At 55.1% G+C, this 17,004-nt stretch carries 19 protein-coding genes and 1 riboswitch; all 19 genes read right to left on the bottom strand.

Translation table 11 applies throughout. The features are described from left to right. Positions 1–11: 11 nt before the first annotated feature. Positions 12–1,526: a F0F1 ATP synthase subunit alpha gene (atpA, locus tag FHS19_RS27325; RefSeq protein WP_076174674.1), complete on the bottom strand. Its 1,515-nt coding sequence runs from the start codon at positions 1,524–1,526 to the stop codon at positions 12–14. A gap of 16 nt (positions 1,527–1,542) precedes the next feature. Next, complete coding sequence (locus FHS19_RS27320) at positions 1,543–2,091, bottom strand: F0F1 ATP synthase subunit delta (protein WP_183585048.1); 549 nt, start codon at positions 2,089–2,091, stop codon at positions 1,543–1,545. Then, positions 2,088–2,576, bottom strand: a complete 489-nt coding sequence (atpF, locus tag FHS19_RS27315; RefSeq protein WP_105444861.1) for a F0F1 ATP synthase subunit B — start codon at positions 2,574–2,576, stop codon at positions 2,088–2,090. The genes FHS19_RS27320 and atpF overlap by 4 nt, the downstream gene beginning before the upstream one ends. Positions 2,577–2,718: 142 nt before the next feature. Continuing rightward, on the bottom strand, positions 2,719–2,943 hold the full coding sequence (gene atpE, locus FHS19_RS27310; protein ID WP_036706394.1) for a F0F1 ATP synthase subunit C: 225 nt from the start codon (positions 2,941–2,943) through the stop codon (positions 2,719–2,721). A gap of 89 nt (positions 2,944–3,032) precedes the next feature. Then, on the bottom strand, positions 3,033–3,842 hold the full coding sequence (gene atpB, locus FHS19_RS27305; RefSeq protein WP_183585046.1) for a F0F1 ATP synthase subunit A: 810 nt from the start codon (positions 3,840–3,842) through the stop codon (positions 3,033–3,035). Positions 3,843–3,872: 30 nt separating this feature from the next. Beyond that, entirely contained in the window at positions 3,873–4,250 is a 378-nt protein-coding gene (locus FHS19_RS27300; RefSeq protein WP_076174683.1) for an ATP synthase subunit I, read from the bottom strand. After that, positions 4,243–4,497, bottom strand: coding sequence for an AtpZ/AtpI family protein (locus FHS19_RS27295; RefSeq protein WP_076174685.1), 255 nt, complete (start codon positions 4,495–4,497; stop codon positions 4,243–4,245). Before FHS19_RS27295 ends, FHS19_RS27300 begins: the two co-directional genes overlap by 8 nt. A gap of 177 nt (positions 4,498–4,674) precedes the next feature. Further along, a complete protein-coding gene (gene wecB, locus FHS19_RS27290; RefSeq protein ID WP_183585044.1) occupies positions 4,675–5,835 on the bottom strand; it encodes a non-hydrolyzing UDP-N-acetylglucosamine 2-epimerase in 1,161 nt (386 codons plus the stop codon). Between the two features lie 15 nt (positions 5,836–5,850). Continuing rightward, a complete protein-coding gene (gene upp, locus FHS19_RS27285; protein ID WP_183585042.1) occupies positions 5,851–6,480 on the bottom strand; it encodes a uracil phosphoribosyltransferase in 630 nt (209 codons plus the stop codon). 576 nt (positions 6,481–7,056) lie between these two features. After that, entirely contained in the window at positions 7,057–8,304 is a 1,248-nt protein-coding gene (gene glyA / locus FHS19_RS27280) for a serine hydroxymethyltransferase (protein WP_183585040.1), read from the bottom strand. A 62-nt stretch (positions 8,305–8,366) separates the two neighbouring features. Continuing rightward, positions 8,367–8,981: a TIGR01440 family protein gene (locus FHS19_RS27275; protein ID WP_183585291.1), complete on the bottom strand. Its 615-nt coding sequence runs from the start codon at positions 8,979–8,981 to the stop codon at positions 8,367–8,369. Between the two features lie 21 nt (positions 8,982–9,002). Continuing rightward, positions 9,003–9,458, bottom strand: a complete 456-nt coding sequence (rpiB, locus tag FHS19_RS27270) for a ribose 5-phosphate isomerase B (RefSeq protein WP_183585038.1) — start codon at positions 9,456–9,458, stop codon at positions 9,003–9,005. Positions 9,459–9,605: 147 nt separating this feature from the next. After that, a riboswitch (ZMP/ZTP riboswitch) is annotated at positions 9,606–9,687 on the bottom strand. Between the two features lie 109 nt (positions 9,688–9,796). After that, on the bottom strand, positions 9,797–10,384 hold the full coding sequence (locus FHS19_RS27265; RefSeq protein WP_183585036.1) for a low molecular weight protein arginine phosphatase: 588 nt from the start codon (positions 10,382–10,384) through the stop codon (positions 9,797–9,799). Between the two features lie 39 nt (positions 10,385–10,423). Then, the gene (locus FHS19_RS27260) at positions 10,424–10,984 is read right to left on the bottom strand and encodes a manganese efflux pump MntP (RefSeq protein ID WP_183585034.1); all 561 of its coding nucleotides are present in this window, start codon (positions 10,982–10,984) and stop codon (positions 10,424–10,426) included. An 86-nt stretch (positions 10,985–11,070) separates the two neighbouring features. Next, positions 11,071–12,153, bottom strand: a complete 1,083-nt coding sequence (locus FHS19_RS27255) for an L-threonylcarbamoyladenylate synthase (RefSeq protein ID WP_246426861.1) — start codon at positions 12,151–12,153, stop codon at positions 11,071–11,073. Positions 12,154–12,348: 195 nt separating this feature from the next. Further along, on the bottom strand, positions 12,349–13,071 hold the full coding sequence (gene spoIIR / locus FHS19_RS27250) for a stage II sporulation protein R (RefSeq protein ID WP_183585288.1): 723 nt from the start codon (positions 13,069–13,071) through the stop codon (positions 12,349–12,351). Positions 13,072–13,376: 305 nt separating this feature from the next. After that, positions 13,377–14,573 carry an FtsW/RodA/SpoVE family cell cycle protein gene (locus FHS19_RS27245; RefSeq protein ID WP_183585030.1) on the bottom strand — a complete coding sequence of 399 codons (1,197 nt, stop codon included), beginning with the start codon at positions 14,571–14,573 and terminating at the stop codon, positions 13,377–13,379. 83 nt (positions 14,574–14,656) lie between these two features. Further along, positions 14,657–15,895, bottom strand: coding sequence for an FtsW/RodA/SpoVE family cell cycle protein (locus tag FHS19_RS27240; protein ID WP_183585028.1), 1,239 nt, complete (start codon positions 15,893–15,895; stop codon positions 14,657–14,659). A gap of 71 nt (positions 15,896–15,966) precedes the next feature. Beyond that, a complete protein-coding gene (locus tag FHS19_RS27235) occupies positions 15,967–16,986 on the bottom strand; it encodes a HemK/PrmC family methyltransferase (RefSeq protein WP_183585286.1) in 1,020 nt (339 codons plus the stop codon). Positions 16,987–17,004 lie beyond the last annotated feature (18 nt).

Raw genomic sequence — 17,004 nt, 5'->3', positions numbered from 1 at the left:
CACGTCCAGGCTTACGCCATCACAGCAAAGCCTCTTTTAAATTTATCAATAGCCGCTTTCAGAGCCGTTTCGTTGTCGGCAACCAGATCTTTGGTATCGCGGATGGACGCCATGATCTCAGGATGGTTGCTTTCAAGGAACGCCAGGAATTCGCTCTCGAAACGACGGATGTCGCCGACAGGAATGTCGTCCAGGTGTCCTCTGACTGCCGTGTACAAGCTGGCTACCTGCTGCTCAACGCTGAGCGGCTGGTTAACCCCCTGCTTGAGGATTTCCATCAGTCTCGCACCACGGTTCAAACGGGCCAGCGTGGATTTGTCAAGGTCGGAACCGAATTGGGAGAACGCTTGAAGCTCGCGGTATTGGGCCAGATCCAGCTTCAAACCGCCGGCGACTTTCTTCATCGCCTTGAGCTGTGCGGAGCTACCAACCCGGGATACGGAAATACCTACGTTGATCGCCGGACGCTGTCCAGCATAGAACAGTTCGGACTCAAGGAAGATCTGTCCGTCCGTGATCGAAATCACGTTGGTTGGGATATATGCGGATACGTCGGACGCCTGTGTTTCAATGAAAGGCAGAGCGGTTAATGAACCACCGCCGAGTTCATCGGACAGCTTCGCCGCGCGTTCCAGCAAACGGGAATGCAGATAGAATACGTCACCAGGATAAGCTTCGCGGCCTGGAGGACGTCTAAGGAGCAGGGACAATTCGCGGTATGCCGCTGCCTGCTTCGACAAGTCATCATAGATGATCAAGGCATGTTCGCCTTTGTACATGAAGTACTCACCCATTGCACAGCCCGCATAAGGAGCGATGTACAAGAGCGGAGAAGGCTCGGAAGCCGATGCGGTAACGACGATCGTGTAGTCCAGAGCGCCATGACGGCGAAGGTTTTCCACGACGTGCGCAACCGTCGATTGCTTTTGGCCGATGGCGACATAGATACATTTCACGCCATTGCCTTTTTGGTTAATGATCGTATCGATCGCGATTTGGGTTTTACCCGTTTGACGGTCACCGATGATCAGCTCGCGCTGTCCGCGGCCGATTGGCACGAGAGCGTCAATCGCTTTGATACCGGTTTGCATCGGCTCATGAACCGATTTACGGTCGATAACGCCTGGTGCGCTGCTCTCAACCGGACGGTAAGCAGAAGCTTCGATGGGTCCTTTGCCGTCCACCGGCTGACCAAGCGGGTTGACAACGCGTCCGAGCAGGGCTTCCCCAACAGGAACCTGCATGATGCGTCCGGTACGTTTCACTTGGTCGCCTTCTTTGATTTCCGTGTAAGGCCCGAGGATAACGACACCTACGTTGCTTTCTTCCAAGTTCAGCGCAAGGCCTACGACACCGTTGGCAAACTCGACGAGCTCACCGGCCATAACATTGTCGATCCCGTGAATACGGGCGATACCGTCGCTTACTTGAATAACGGTGCCGACTTCGGCCACTTCGATGTCAGATTTATATTGTTCAATTTGACTTTTAATCAGCGTACTGATTTCTTCAGGTCTGATACTCAAGTGTCTTCACCCCTATCTACTGTGCTAGTCTGTTAAAAGACTTTTCAAGCCGTTCCAGCTTCCCTGCCAAACTGCCGTCGTACAGCATATCGCCGATGACGACTTTTACACCGCCGAGCAGATTTTTATCAATCACGTTGGTTACGCGAATTTTCTTCTTAGCCAATGCTCCAAACTCCGCGGCAACCGTTTCGATTTCCTGGTCGCTGAGCGGATAAGTGGAGTACACCGTGGCGTCCGCAAGTCCAAGGCTTTCGCCTTCGATCCGGACGTAGCTGTCCAGCAGGTCGGCGAACAGATCCGCTCTGCCCCGTTCGATCAGCATGTCAACGGTGTTCATGACCGGCTGGGATACTTTGTCTTGAAGGGCCTTTTTCAGCACATCCAGTTTCACCGATACGGCAATGTTGGGCGTGGAGATAAAACGGCGGATCTCGTCATCCTGGGTAATGGCCCCAACGACGGCCTTGAGCTCCTGCTCCACTTCCAGCGTTCTCTGCTGCTGCGCAGCCACTTCAAACAGCGCCTTCGCATAACGCTTGGCTGCTATTGTCTCCCGGCTCATGGTCTGCCCCCTACCTCTTTAAGGTACTGGTCCACGAGCTCTTCCTGCGCTTTGTCGCTGCTGACTTCCTTCTCAAGCAGCTTGGATGCGATCTTCACGGATACGGCGCCCAGCTCGCTGCGCAGCTCCTGAACCGCCTTGTTCTTTTCGCTTGCGATATCGCGGACAGCGTCCTCTTTAATACGAGAAGCTTCCACCTTGGCTTGTTCCATAATTTGGTCAGCCTGCTTGCTGCTCGTTTGTCTGGATTGCTCGATAATGTCGTAAGCCTCTTTGCGCGCATTTTCCAGAGCTTTTTTCTGTTCTTCTACGTAAGCAATGGCTTGTTCGCGGGTTTGTGCCGCTTCGTTCATTTGACTCGTCACAAGCTCACGGCGCTTCTCCATAATGGAGAACAACGGACCGAAAGCATATTTGCTCAGAAGCCAATACAGAATCACAAACGCAATCAATGCCACAATGAAAGACGAAGGGATAATAGTCAATCTAGTCACTCCTTTCCGGTGCACGTTCAGTCTTGTTCATCAGACAATCAGATAAGGAAGGATCCAAGAGCCTTCCTTATCTGACGGCTAAAAAGAAGGCGCGGATGGCCGTGGCCTTCCCCGCCAAACCTTACTGCTTAAATTAAGCTCCTGCGTAGAACAAGAACGCGAGTACGACACCGATGATTGGAAGGGCTTCGACCAGACCTACACCGATAAACATTGTCGTTTGAAGCGTAGATTTTGCTTCTGGCTGACGAGCGATACCTTCAACCGTTTTACTTACGATCAGACCGTTACCAATACCTGCGCCAAGTGCGCCCAAACCTACTGCAATCGCAGCTGCAAGAAATGCCCAAACTCCCATTTGTAAAATCCTCCTTAGAGATGTGTATTTTATTATTATTTATGTTTAGTTAAGTGTGAAGGAAGAAAACTCCAAGCTTAACTTTGAAGCTAATGTTCGTGCTCGTCGTGGCTCTCGATCATCTGAGAGATATAAACCATCGTCAAGATCGTGAAGACAAATGCCTGGATGGCGCCGACGAAAATACTGAAGCCCTGCCAAACGATGAGACCGAGCGCAGAAGCGATATATCCGCCTACGCCGAGTGCGGTCAGTTTCAACAGAACCGAGATCAGCACTTCACCCGCAAAAATGTTACCGAATAGACGCATGCCCTGCGTCAGCAGTTTCGCAAACTGCTCGATAACGTTGATCGGGAAGAAGAACCAGTAAGGTTGGAAATAGTGCTTGAAATAACTCTTTGTATTTCTGGTCATTCCCAGGAAGTGCGAAAGGAAGAATACGATAAACGCGAGCCCCATGGTAACCGAAGCATCTGCCGTAGGTGATTTCCACCAAGCCAGCTCGACTTCTTCTACATCCGGATGCTTCGCAAACTCTTCGGTGACTGATACGATTTCTTTGCCAAAGACGTGCGCATGTTCCGGATCGTGGACTCCTGTAACGATACCAAAAGGAAGACCCAATAGGTTGCCGACGAAGATAAACATAATAAACGTCAATCCAAGGGACAGAAAGTGCTTCCCCTTCTTCCAATCCATCGTGCTGGAAATCAGGTTCTGGACGAATTCCACCGTCCATTCCATGAAATTCTGCAATTTCCCCGGGTTTTCGACTGACAATTTACGGGTTGCCAGCTTCGCGATCACAAACACGATTACGGAGGTTACGATGAGCATCAGGATTGTGGAAAGGTCGAATTTTATGCCGCCCAATTCAATAATCGGTGATGTATGCATGTTTTTCTCACCCCTTTCTCAGTTGAAGGTCTACTCCTGTTTACGAGACAATCGAATCCCTATGAATAAGAGAAGAAACTGTGCCAATACCAGTGTTGCCGCAACGGCATACAGGTTAAACGTCTCCGGCCTTTGATAGGCCACAACGACGGCCAGCACACTGAGGGCTGCACGGGTCAGAAAACCCATATTTACTCTCTTGCCGCCCCCGCCTTCGACTGAATCCAACACTTTTTGCACCTTATAGCCCAAATAAAAGCTATTGGCAAGGCTGACACTGGAGCCAAGCACCATACCCAGCGCTATACTCCGGTATTGCGGGAAGACAGCAGCACCCAAGAAGCAAAGAGCCAGGAAATAAAGTGTTGCTCTAGTCAATACCCTGCGGTATTTCCATAGTTCACTCATCACTTTCCCCCATGACTGCCTTGGTGATCATAAAAACGCTTACGCCGCCAATCGCCAGACCCAGCAAAACTCCGAATGCAATCCAGAGTCCGGGTCCTCCCCAAATCTTGTCCAGCCAAGAGCCGAGATAAAAGCCCCCTAAAGTACATGCGGCCAGATCGATTCCGATGGCGCTTACAAGGCCCGCATACTTCAGAGGGCTTGCAGCATTTTTATTGGATTTTTGCGGCTTATCAGGTTGATTCATCTCTGTCCACCCTCTAATCCCAGTTCATTTTACTGAATGACCCGAGAGTTTGTCAATTGAACAAATCCGTGTCGAAACTGGCTGGAAATGTGACTTAGATCACTGCAAAAAGCCCGCAAATCCGTGTCAACCGTACAGTTTAACTGTATGCTGTACTCTTTGCCCTCAGAATATGGCTTAACTTTCCTTTGTGAACATTCTGTGAAATTGTTCCGGACGTTCATTTTTGATGCCAAAATGATGCAAAATCGCGTCGACAATCCGCTGGGATGCCTTGCCATCTCCGTATGGATTTGCGGCGCCGCTCATCGCATGATAGGCTTCCTGATCGGTCAGCAAATGCTTCGTCCGTCCGTACACTTGTTCCTCATTCGTTCCGACCAGCTCGAGCGTTCCCGCCTCGATGCCTTCCGGACGCTCGGTCGTGTCACGGAGCACCAGCACCGGCACACCGAAGGATGGAGCTTCTTCCTGAAGACCGCCGGAGTCCGTCAAAATCAGATGCGTATGCGGGTAAAAATTGTGCAAGTCTACAACATCCAGCGGTTCAATCAGCTTAATTCTTGGATGATTGCCCAAAATTTGATGCGCCGGTTCTTTGACCGCCGGGCTTGGATGGACCGGATACACGATGGCGATATCGTCGAATTCGTCGGCGATCCGCTTCACGGCACGGAAGATGTTCAGATGAGGCTCGCCCTGCGATTCGCGGCGGTGCGCCGTCATCAGAATCAGCCGTTTGCCCTGCGCCCAGTCGAGCACAGGATGGTGATAATCCGGCTTGACGGTGTACTGGAATACGTCGGTAACGGTATTGCCCGTCACGTAAATGTGGGATTCGTTCTTGTTCTCCTTCTTCAGGTTGCCTGCAGACCAGTCCGTCGGGGCAAAATGAAGATCGGCAAGCACGCCGGTCAACTGCCGGTTCATCTCCTCCGGATAAGGGGAGAGCTTGTTCCACGTTCTCAGCCCCGCTTCGACATGTCCTACCTGGATCTTCTGCAGGAAGGCCGCATAGCTGGCCAGAAAGGTCGTCAGCGTGTCTCCGTGCACCAGAACGATATCAGGCTTGGCCTCTTTCAAAACCGGCTCCAGGCCCTGCAGAACGCGGATGGTCACCTCGTTCAGCGTCTGGTTCTCTTTCATGACGTCCAGATCGAAATCCGGCGTAATCTTGAATACCTCGAGCACCTGATCCAGCATCTGACGGTGCTGGGCCGTTACGCAGACGACGGATTTGATATGTTCCGGATGCTTCTGCAGCTCCAGAATGAGCGGAGCCATCTTGATGGCTTCCGGACGCACGCCGAAGATCGTCATCACTTTAATTTTTGACATATGGTTTCCCTCTCCTTACTTGGTTCCGTACAGCCGGTCTCCGGCGTCTCCCAGTCCCGGAATGATATAACCGTGATCGTCCAGCTTCTCGTCCAGGGCTGCCACATAAATGTCCACGTCAGGATGGGCTTCCTGTACAGCCTTGACCCCTTCCGGCGCGGCGATCAGGTTCATCAGCTTGATCTGGGTGCAGCCCCGCTTCTTCAGGACGTCGATCGCGGCAATAGCCGATCCACCGGTCGCCAGCATCGGATCGATGACGATCAGCTCGCGCTCGGTCACGTCCGTCGGCAGCTTCGTGTAATACTCGACAGGCTGCAGCGTTTCCGGATCGCGGAACAGGCCGACATGTCCTACCTTGGCGGCGGGAATCAGCTTCAGCATGCCGTCGAGCATGCCGAGCCCGGCGCGCAGGATCGGAATCAGGCCGAGCATGCGGCCCGCCAGCACCTTGCCCTCCATCTCGGCGACGGGTGTCTGCACCTTGACCGACTCGAGCGGAACCTCGCGTGTAATTTCGTAAGCCATTAAGGAAGCAACCTCATCGACCAGTTCGCGAAAATCTTTCGTGTTCGTCCGCACATCGCGGATAAATGTTAGTTTGTGTTGAATCAAAGGGTGATCACAAATCACCAGTTTTCCCATGTTAGTCCCTCCGGTTAAATCGTAAGTCTAAGTGCTGTCATTGCCGGTTAGTTTGATGCCCATTCGCATACGTTACATGCAAGTACACAAATCTTATTTATTATATCATTCCTGGAAATGATTTTGCACCCAAGAAAGATATGTTTATTCTGGCCCAAAGATCAGCCGGCTTAAACGTTAACCGAGAGACCATACAAGGGAAACGGTATCCCTGTAAGCAGCCTGTAAAAACCCGCCTATCTAACATCAGACCCTCGTATCTATCAGTCTTAAATCTAGCGGTTCTCCCCCTCTGAACTACTATATAAAAGTCATTCTAAGAGTGTGTAGGCACACAACCGCTACAATGGCAGAAAGGTTGATTGACCCATCCGGCTTCTGAGGCGAGAAAAACGTTTATCGACGACTTTACAGAAGATAGATCGAATTCCGCAGAATTTTCTATTGCGAAATAAGGATATTTAGCCCCGGAACTTCGGAAGTTTATACTTTCTTATCTCCAAAAAAAGGGACCGGAGAACATTCCCCAGTCCCTTACTTTCTCACAGACTTTCACTTCTCAAGATCTATGTCCTATTAGTAGTTAAGTTCAGGATACAGCGGATATTGATCCGTCAGTTCCTTCACCATCGCTGCTGCTTTGGACAGCACCGCTTCGTCCTTAGGCGATTTCAGCGTCATGGCGATGATTTTGCCGATCGCCACCATCGCCGCTTCGTCCATGCCGCGGGAAGTCGCAGCCGGCGTACCGATCCGGATTCCGCTCGTGACGAACGGGCTGGTCGGATCGAACGGAATGGCGTTTTTGTTGACGGTGATGCCCACGGAGTCCAGCACCTTCTCGGCGTCTTTCCCCGTAATGTTCACGCTGCGCGTGTCCACCAGCATCAGGTGGTTATCCGTGCCGCCGGATACGATGTTCAGCCCTTCGCTGATCAGCGTTTCAGCCAATACTTTGGCGTTCTTCACCACGTTTTCAGCATACGTTTTGAACGATGGGTCAAGCGCTTCGCCCAAGGCTACGGCTTTGGACGCGATGACGTGCATCAGCGGACCGCCTTGCGTGCCCGGGAAGACGGCCTTGTCGATGGCCGCAGCCCAAGGCTGCTTGCACAGAATCATGCCGCCGCGCGGACCGCGGAGCGTTTTGTGCGTTGTCGTTGTGACAAAATGGGCGTGAGGCACCGGGCTCGGATGAAGACCGGCTGCAACCAGGCCTGCGATATGAGCCATGTCGACCATGAACAGCGCGCCCACGTCATTGGCGATCGAAGCGAGAGCTTCGAAATCAATCGTACGCGGATAGGCGCTCGCACCGGCGACGATCAGGCGCGGACGGTGCTTGAACGCAAGCTTGCGGACTTCGTCATAATCGATGAGGAACGTATCTTCCTGGACCCCGTAAGCGACGAAGTTGTACAGCAGACCGGAAGCGTTCACCGGGCTTCCGTGCGTCAGGTGTCCGCCATGGGCAAGGTTCATCCCGAGTACGGTATCCCCTGGCTTCAGCGCTGCCAGATACACGGCCATGTTGGCTTGGGCGCCGGAGTGTGGCTGCACGTTGGCATGCTCGGCTCCGAACAGTTCTTTCGCACGGTCACGCGCAATATCCTCCACGATATCGACGCGCTCGCAGCCGCCGTAGTACCGCTTGCCCGGATATCCTTCGGCGTATTTGTTCGTGAGGACGGAGCCCATGGCTTCCATTACCGCTTCGCTGACAATATTCTCCGATGCGATCAGCTCGATGTTCGCACGCTGACGCTTCAATTCCAAATTCATGGCCTCGAGTACAGCCGGGTCCTTCTTACGCAATTGATCCATGTTAATAGTTCCTCCCTTATTGGAATTCAAAATTCAATGTTCGTTTCAATCATCCGCTCATGTTAATCGCAAAGATCTGAACTGCCGCCGTCACGATCGGCATCGCCGGCTTCTTCATCCAGACGATATACCGCCCGTTCGCCGCCGATCAGTTTGGGCCGCGTATAGGCCGCATTCACGCGCGCATGACCCACATAGCGCAGGGTCGGGCGGAACGGCACCGCCACGCGCCGCAGATGCATGCCGATCATCGTCTCGCCGATGTCGATGCCCGCGTGCGCCTCAATTGCTTCGGCCAGGCAAGGCTCCTTCATGGAACGGTAAGCAGCGGCAGCCATGGAGCCGCCCGCTTTCGGAACAGGAACGGCGGCGACCTCGGTTAAACGAAGGCGCTCCAGCACGGACCGCTCCATAACGAGCGCCCGGTTCAAATGCTCGCAGCACTGAAACACCGTGTCGAAGCCGAATTGGGCCCGGACCTCGCCGATGGCCTGCAGCAGCTCTTCGGCTACCCCGAGTGCCCCGGAAGTGCCGATGCGCTTCCCGGCCACCTCGCTGGTGCTCGTACCGACGACCAGCACTTTACCGGGGCCAAGCCCTGCGGCTTCCACCAGCTCATGAAGGATTCGTGATACCTGTTCTCCCAGCGAAACTTCCAATGGACTGCTTCCTGACATGCTTTCCATGAGAAAACCTCCCTAATTGTGCAGATACCGCTCTTCAATCGCTTTAATCTTGTTCACGCGCCCGACATGACGCTCACCGCCGCTGAACTCCGTGCCCAGCCAAGCTTTGACGATTTCCTGGGCCAGCCCCGGACCAATGACGCGTTCGCCCATCGCCAGCACGTTGGAGTCGTTATGCTCCCGGGTGGCCATCGCCGAGAACACATCGTGAACCAAGGCGCAACGGATGCCCGGAACCTTGTTCGCCGCGATGCTCATGCCGATGCCTGTTCCACAGATCAGGATTCCCCGGTCCGCCTCGCCTTGGGTAACCAGCTCGCACACAGGGAGAGCATAGTCCGGATAGTCCACGGAATCCGTGCATCCGCATCCTACATCCGCAACTTGATGCCCCATTCCTTCGATCACGGCAATGATGTCTTCTTTCAAACGTATACCCGCATGATCTGTTCCAACAGCAATTTTCATCTTTCGAAAAACCTCCCAAAATTTCGCGCAATACAGAGAAACGAGTCTAACGCTTCCCGGTATTCCCGTGACTTCTTGTACCATTATAACGCATTTGCAGCCACTAGACGAAAAAAAGAGCAGTCCGCGGATCATTCCGCAGAATTGCTCTTTTGCCCAGGCGACCGGCCGTATATCCCGGTGCTCCATCGTGGTTGGATCCACATTGTCGCCAGTTACACCGGAACCGATGTTTTTCACCTTCATCATAAAGCATGACGCGATGAAAATCAATCTGCAAATTTACTCCATTTTTTTCAACTTAGGCTCCGGCCCAAGTGGCAATTTAAGCGTCTTTCTTAAAATGTACGGAACGCCTCCAGCTTATCCAGCAGGCGCTCGATGGCGGCACGGATTTCTGCGGCGGTTACATCGTAATCGTCGCGGGACCCGCCGAACGGGTCCGAAATATCAAAGCTCGGAATGCGCTGCTGGATCTCGATCAGCCGCTCCCGTTCCTCGTCCTCCAGCTGCTGTCCGAGCGCCCGCTTCATTTCCCAGGTGGCGTACAGACTGTCGAGCTCCTGCAGATCCTTGATCACGTTCTCGTCATCTTCGGTGTATTCCTTCAGGGTATAAATTTTGTCAGCCGCGAGCGGAAAGCTCCGGATCACATGCTGCTTATGCCCCTGGGTCAGTGTCAATATCAAATCCGCCCATTTCACCGTTTCGGCCCTGAGCGGCTTGGCGGTCAAATGCTCATCGATCTCGTGGTCCCGCAGCACCGCTTCCGCATGACGCGAGATGGGCGTCCCTTCAAGGGCGGCCACGCCGGCCGAACGGACTTCGAGCGGAACGCTGCGCTCCTTGGCCAGCTTGCGAAGCAGAGCTTCGGCCATCGGGCTGCGGCACGTGTTACCCGTACAGACAAACAAAATATGCTTCACGTCTCTAGCACCTCCCGAAGTGTCTTTGCCGATATTGTATCAGAAGATAAAGGCGAGGCCAAATGCCAGCAAAATCGCGCCGCCAAGGGCCTCCCCGTATTCGCCGAGATTCCGGCTTACCCTCCTGCCGAGCAGGAGTCCAAGCACGGCCATCACGCCCCCGCAGATCCCGAAAGCCAGCACGGTCAGAATCCGGTTGCTCTCAAACATTCCCAGGGATACGCCTACCGAAAAAGAGTCAATGCTGACGCTGAGCGAAAACAGCAGCATCCCCAGCAGGGAGCGGTGATCCACCATTCGCGTTTCACTTGTCTTGAAGGAATTCAGGACCATATGTCCGCCCAGCAGCACCAGCAGCCCACCGGCAACCAGGGCGGCAACTTGTCCGAGCAGCGAACTGACGTAATATCCCATAAACATTCCCAGCAGCGGCATCAACACATGGAAAAGGCCGATCAACAGGCTGATCTTGAGAATATGCAGCAGCCGGATTCCTTTCATGCCGATTCCTACGCCCAGAGAGAACGCATCCAGTCCTAATGCGACGGCCATTATCATGATTGTCATTAGCTGCCCTAAACCGGCAGAAGTCTCTAACATCCCTATTCCCCCATGTCCGTTAGGTTCTTGTACAACCATATGCGGACAAGAGGTAAATGATGTCTCTCAAAAGGTTCAGCGAGCGGTTACAAGCGGACAATCCGCTGTCCGGCAGCCTTACGGAGCCGGTTCATAATGGCGGCGCCCAGACCCTCTTCCGGGCAGGCTTCCGACAAAATAAACGTCACGCCTTCTTCATCCATGCGGCGGAGGGCGGCGTACAGCCGGTGGGCGGCCGTTTCCAGTCCGGCAAGGCTGCCGAGGGACTGCACGCAATCCGCGGCGTAACGACCGATATGCTCCTCGAATGCCATCACACCGGTCCTCTCCCCGCGTGCCGCCGCCGCCTTCAGCTGCTCATCGATCCAGCCGGATACCTGCTCCGGCTTATCGCCCTGCACAATGGTGAGCGTACCCTTGGGGGCGTAGTGCGTATATTTCATGCCGGGCGATTTCGGAGCGACGATCTCCCTTTCACCCGGAGAGCGTTCAATTCCCGGATCGGTCGTTACCGCCGTCCCGGAAGCGGCGGCTAGCTGCTCGCTAGTAATGCCGCCGGGCCGGAGAACGGTGACGCTGCCGTCTTCTTGGACCTGCACGACGGTGGATTCAAGGCCGACTCCGGTCGGCCCTCCGTCCAGTATACCGTCGATCAGCCCGCTCAAATCCTCCCAGACGTGGCCCGCAAGCGTCGGGCTCGGCCGCCCGGAGCGGTTGGCGCTCGGCGCTGCCACCGGACAGCCGGACTCCCGAATCAGCTTCAGCGCGATCGGATGGTCCGGCATCCGGATGCCGACTGTCGTCAGTCCCGCCGTCACCCGCGGGGACAGCACGCCCGGCAGAAGCGGCAGCACCAGCGTCAGCGGGCCGGGCCAAAAGGCCGCCATCAGCCGCCGCGCCGTATCGCTGACCTCCGTCACGAGCCCGTCCATTTGGCCTGTATCCGCAATATGGACAATGAGCGGATTATCCGACGGCCTGCCCTTGGCCCTGAAAATGGCCTCAACGGCCTCCGTATTCCGGGCATCCGCCCCAAGGCCATAGACGGTTTCGGTCGGAAAAGCAACGGTACCGCCATCCCGAAGAATGGCGGCTGCCTGACGGATCGACTGCTCCGCACGGGACACCGCTTCCGTCTCTGCTTCTCCGGCATCGGCGCTGCGTCCCATCAATACGGTAACATCCCATGCCGGTGTGGCATGGCTCTTATTTGCATCATGGGTGAAAGGAGCGCTTCCACCATCCTGCTCTTGGTTCAAACCTTTCATCGCTGTTCATTCCTGTCATCGAAATTGTATGTTTTATTATAGCACATCAGCAAATCTCCATGATGCATGCCCCCTGAACAGGATTACTGCGAGCTCCTAAGCGAACAGCCCCGTCAGCCAGGACCACATCCCGGAAATCATGTCCACCAGGAAAAAGCGAACCTCCGGCTGGGAAGCATCGGCCGCTGCCTTCCCGGAAGCTTGAGCGGCTGCAGTATCCGTCACCTTCGCCGAGGCGGTGGTCACAGCGCCTTTAGCATCAGCCTTGGCATCCGCAGACTGAGCCTTGGCATCGGCGGGCTGAGCCGCCGCATCTCCGCTGGCCGCATCGATGAAGCAGAGCGGAGGGAACAGCACGCACCACCAATTTTGCCCGCTTCCTGCCCCCAGCGTGATCCGGAGCGCTTCATAGTTCCCGGCCGGATACACCGTGCCCCCATACAGTTTGGTCGGAAACGGCACGATGCCCAGCTCAACCTTGTAATCGTAATAAATGCCTCTTTTCTCCAGCTCGCGTCCCACCAGCTCGTTCAGTTCCGGCAGATGCTCCCGGATTGTCGTTCTCGCCTGATCCAGGCTTTGCGGGTCCTCAAGCTCCTGTACCCAGCCGTTCATCTCCGCCACCACGGCATCGCGGATCTCGCGTTTGACCAGCTGGTCATCCGGATTATCGGAATTGGCCAGGATGCGCAGGCGGATGGATTCCTGTGGAATCGGCCCGCCGGCCACGGCCGCGTCCGTTTTTTGACTCTCCCACATCATGGCGATCATAAACAAAATACAAAAAATAATGGCGGTATCCTTCACCAAGTCGCGCAGCCAATCTTGCCCTCTATATTTCCCCTGTTTCATCGTCTTCTCCATTTTCCCCGGGCCCCTCTCTATCAGAACAATCTATGATAGTTCTCAGTATGTCCGGGAATGCTAGAGTCTAAACCTAGCAATCTATTCAATCGAATGAAAGAGTCACCTTTGACACGGATATCCCCTGAATCAAGAAACAAAAGTGAAAACTTTAATTCGTTCTATCCAGTATTTTTATCCGTTTTGAACCCGCAAAAAAAGACCGTCTTCCCAAGCCCAAAGGCTTGTCGAAAACGGTCGTTTCTTGTAAATCATCAGCTTCACATGCCCGCTTTGGCCTGCCCGGTTTGAGCGGCAGCCCCTTTGGCCGGGGTCAGCATCTCGTCGTCCACTTCCTCCCCATGAACGCGCACGCTCATGATGATACCGATGCTCGCCATATTGATCAGCAGTGAGGTTCCCCCGTAACTGATAAACGGCAGCGTAATCCCGGTCAGCGGCATCAGGCCGATAAAGGCGCCGATATTTTCGAAGATCTGATAGAGCATCATCGCAATAATGCCCACGATCAGAATCGGCCCCGCCCGGTCCCGGCACTCGAGACAGATCAGAATCATCCGGTGGATCAGGATAAAATAGAGCAGCAGCACGACCGATGACCCGACGAAGCCGAACTCCTCGGCGATTTCCACGAAAATGGAGTCCGAATAAGTATATGGCACACGCCCGGATTGAACCGAGGACCCTTTCATATACCCTTCGCCCACCATGCCGCCGGATGCGATCGCCAGCTTGGCGTTTTTCGTATGATAGGACGCCTTGGCCGTCGCCTTATCCGGTACCAGCCACGGGTCGAGACGTTCCGTCCAGTGCTCCCGCCCAATGTCTTTCATGAACTTCTCAATGTTGTCGTGAAAATGAATGTAGGAAAAAATGCTTCCGACGGCCACGGCCGCCAACACCACCAAAGCAATCAGCGCATGCCAAAACTTGATGTTGCCGATCCAGAGCAGTCCGAGCAAAATCAGAATGTAACTGAGCGCGTTCCCGAGGTCATTCTGAACCATTACGAGCGCAAACGGCACAAACGTCAGCAGTCCGATCGGAACCACGTCATGCCAGAATGAGAGCCTCGATTTATTTTTGCGCACAATGATAAACGTCAGAAAAATAATCAGAATGAGCTTGAACAGCTCGGCAGGCTGCAAGCTGAAACTTCCCATCTTGATCCAGCCCTGGGCGCCGTTGACGTCGGTCCCGATGAAGTTAACGGCCACGAGCAGGGCCAAGCCGAACAAATACAGATAAAGCGCATATTTGACAAGCAGCTTGTAATCGACGATAACCAGCCCGAAAAATGCGATGAAGGCAAGCACGTAAAACTCGATCATTTTAATATGGGAACCGGCAAACTTTGTCCCCTGGGTGACACTGTAAATGGACATGATGCTGATGCCCATGAAAATCAAAAGAATAAAAACGACGACATAATCCACTTTTTTCAGCTTTTGAAGCATGGTTATCCTCCTGTGCGGAGCCTTCCGCTCCTCGTTGCCCCTGATGCGTACCTGTCTATTGTAATAGAACAGCCATGCCATATTCAATTCCTGTTAAATCCATCCCGGATGAGGCGCAGGATTTTGCCCGTCCCCGTGGCTGGAACCGGTTCTTTCTGCAGCGGGAGCAGCTCCTCTTCCTCCTGCCCGTGAATCCGGACGCTCATCACCACCCCGATGCTGACCATGTTGATCACCAGTGAGGTGCCGCCATAACTGATAAAAGGCAGCGTAATGCCGGTCAGCGGCATCAGACCGATAAAGGCGCCGATGTTGACAAAAATCTGGTAAATAAACATCGTGATTATCCCTGTGATCAGGTATGGCCCCGCCCGGTCGCGGCAGTCCGCGGCGATCAGAATCATGCGGTGGATCAGGATAAAATACAGCAGCAGCAGCGCCGACGAGCCGATAAATCCGTACTCCTCGGCGATCTGGACGAAGATGGAGTCGGCAAAAGCCAGCGGTACCCGGCCGTCCGACTGGATCGTCGTCCCCAACATGTAACCCTTGCCGTCGAGGCCGCCCGATCCGATTGCCAGCTTGGCATTGTAGGTCTGCCAGCTGTCGTCACGGGAAGCTTTGTCCGGAACGAGCCAGGGATCAAACCGCGCGATCCAATGCTCGCGGCCGATAGACTTGAACAACCGCGCTGCTTCGTCATGATAATGAATGTACGCCTGAATGCCGCCGAAAATGGCGGCAAAGGCCACGGCGAATCCGATCATCGCATGAACATACCGGATGTTGCCGATCCACAGGAGCCCTACCAGAATGAGGAGGTAGCAGAGCGCGTTCCCCAGGTCGTTTTGCGCCATCACCAGCATGAGCGGAACCAAGGTGAGGAGACCCAGCGGCACGATATCCCGCCAAAAATACAGGCCGCGGGACCGGTCGCGGTTTTTCCTCAGCAGCAGGCCGGACAGAAAAATGACCAGGAACAGCTTGAACAGCTCGGCAGGCTGCAGGCTGAGCCCCCCAGGAAGGGTGAGCCAGCCGCGGGCACCGTAATATTCGTTGCCGGCAAACAGGACGAGCAGGAGCAGCATCAGGCCGAAGATATACACGTACAGGGCATATTTGATCAGCAGCTTATAATTGACGAGCGAAGTCGCCAGAAACCCTGCAAAGCCGATGACGTAATAGACGGCCATCCGCTCCGAATAATGATCGGTTTTGGGCCGGCCGGCGGTGACGCTGTATATGGAAGACAGACTGAACGCCATCAGGCAGAGCAGCACCAAAATGACGGTAAAATCCAATTGTTTCAGTTTGTTCAGCATATCCTTTCCTCCAGGGAAACCATAGGTAATTCCATTGTAGAGGAAACTGGGTCAAAAAGAAAATTATGGGATTACTGGCGGACGCCGAGAACGTGGCGTTCAATGCCGGCGAGGTCCGGGATGATGATAATCTCATCCCAATGGCCCGCCTGGCGGAGCAGGTCCGCGACCTCGCCCGCCTGGCCGATGCCCAGCTCGAATCCGATGAGCCGGGGCGGCTCCTGCAGCAGCGGCAGCTGCTGCATCATGATGCGGTACGGCGCGAGCCCGTCCGCTCCGCCGTCCAGCGCTGTGCGTGGCTCATGGTCGCGCACTTCGGGCTGCAGGCCGGGAATGTCGGCCGCAGGAATGTACGGCGGGTTCGACACCAGGATGTCGACCCGCCGGCCCGCCAACGGCTCCAGCAGGTTGCCTTCGAGGAAGGCCACCCGGGCGCCGTTGGCTTCGGCGTTGCGCGCGGCGACCCGCAGCGCGTCCGCCGAGATGTCGCTGGCGTAGACCTGCCAGCGAGGGGCGTGCAGCGCCAGCGTGACCGCGATGGCGCCGCTGCCGGTGCCGATGTCGGCCGCGGCCAGCGGGCGCTGGACGTCCGCGGCGCCGGCATCTTCGCCGGGCGCAGCGGCTGCGCGGCCCTGTGCCGCCGGACGAACTGCTTCACGGTCCGGCAGCTCCGCGCCAGCCGGCCCCGGAACGTAGCCGGCGTCCTGCCCCTGCGGCCGCTCAGCCGCAGCCGCCCCCTGTGGCCACAGCCGCGCGGCCTGCTGCAGCACGGCTTCCACGAGCAGCTCCGTCTCGGGCCGCGGGATCAGCACGGCGGGCGTCACCTGAAAGGGGATGCCGTAGAACTCCTGCTCCCCGATAATGTATTGGGCCGGTTCGCCCGCCGCCTTGCGGGAGATGACTTCCTCCCAGGCGTCCCTCCGTTCGGCCGGGAACGGATCGGGCAGCGCCATGTAATAGGCCGCGCCGGAGAGGCCCAGCACATGCTCCAACAGCAGCTGGGCGTTCCGCTGCGGCTCCATGACGCCATGAGCCGCTAAAAAAGAGGAAGCCTCCGCAAAGGCTTCCCGTATACTCTGCTTTGTCGTCATCACAAACGTGCTTTCCTT

It is taken from the genome of Paenibacillus rhizosphaerae, from assembly GCF_014192015.1.
GTDB classification, from domain to species: Bacteria; Bacillota; Bacilli; order Paenibacillales; family Paenibacillaceae; genus Paenibacillus_AQ; species Paenibacillus_AQ rhizosphaerae.
This window is presented reverse-complemented; position numbering and strand designations above follow the sequence as displayed.

What these genes read in the sequence shown, in the direction of transcription:
- atpE (WP_036706394.1), bottom strand. Translation starts at nt 2,943, where the DNA reads ATGGGAGTTTGGGCATTTCTTGCAGCTGCGATTGCAGTAGGTTTGGGC.
- FHS19_RS27240 (WP_183585028.1), bottom strand. Translation starts at nt 15,895, where the DNA reads ATGCTGAACAAACTGAAACAATTGGATTTTACCGTCATTTTGGTGCTG.
- FHS19_RS27235 (WP_183585286.1), bottom strand. Translation starts at nt 16,986, where the DNA reads ATGACGACAAAGCAGAGTATACGGGAAGCCTTTGCGGAGGCTTCCTCT.
- FHS19_RS27245 (WP_183585030.1), bottom strand. Translation starts at nt 14,573, where the DNA reads ATGCTTCAAAAGCTGAAAAAAGTGGATTATGTCGTCGTTTTTATTCTT.
- upp (WP_183585042.1), bottom strand. Translation starts at nt 6,480, where the DNA reads ATGGGAAAACTGGTGATTTGTGATCACCCTTTGATTCAACACAAACTA.
- FHS19_RS27295 (WP_076174685.1), bottom strand. Translation starts at nt 4,497, where the DNA reads ATGAATCAACCTGATAAGCCGCAAAAATCCAATAAAAATGCTGCAAGC.
- FHS19_RS27300 (WP_076174683.1), bottom strand. Translation starts at nt 4,250, where the DNA reads ATGAGTGAACTATGGAAATACCGCAGGGTATTGACTAGAGCAACACTT.
- atpB (WP_183585046.1), bottom strand. Translation starts at nt 3,842, where the DNA reads ATGCATACATCACCGATTATTGAATTGGGCGGCATAAAATTCGACCTT.
- glyA (WP_183585040.1), bottom strand. Translation starts at nt 8,304, where the DNA reads ATGGATCAATTGCGTAAGAAGGACCCGGCTGTACTCGAGGCCATGAAT.
- rpiB (WP_183585038.1), bottom strand. Translation starts at nt 9,458, where the DNA reads ATGAAAATTGCTGTTGGAACAGATCATGCGGGTATACGTTTGAAAGAA.
- FHS19_RS27260 (WP_183585034.1), bottom strand. Translation starts at nt 10,984, where the DNA reads ATGTTAGAGACTTCTGCCGGTTTAGGGCAGCTAATGACAATCATGATA.
- FHS19_RS27320 (WP_183585048.1), bottom strand. Translation starts at nt 2,091, where the DNA reads ATGAGCCGGGAGACAATAGCAGCCAAGCGTTATGCGAAGGCGCTGTTT.
- FHS19_RS27275 (WP_183585291.1), bottom strand. Translation starts at nt 8,981, where the DNA reads ATGTCAGGAAGCAGTCCATTGGAAGTTTCGCTGGGAGAACAGGTATCA.
- wecB (WP_183585044.1), bottom strand. Translation starts at nt 5,835, where the DNA reads ATGTCAAAAATTAAAGTGATGACGATCTTCGGCGTGCGTCCGGAAGCC.
- FHS19_RS27255 (WP_246426861.1), bottom strand. Translation starts at nt 12,153, where the DNA reads ATGGGACGCAGCGCCGATGCCGGAGAAGCAGAGACGGAAGCGGTGTCC.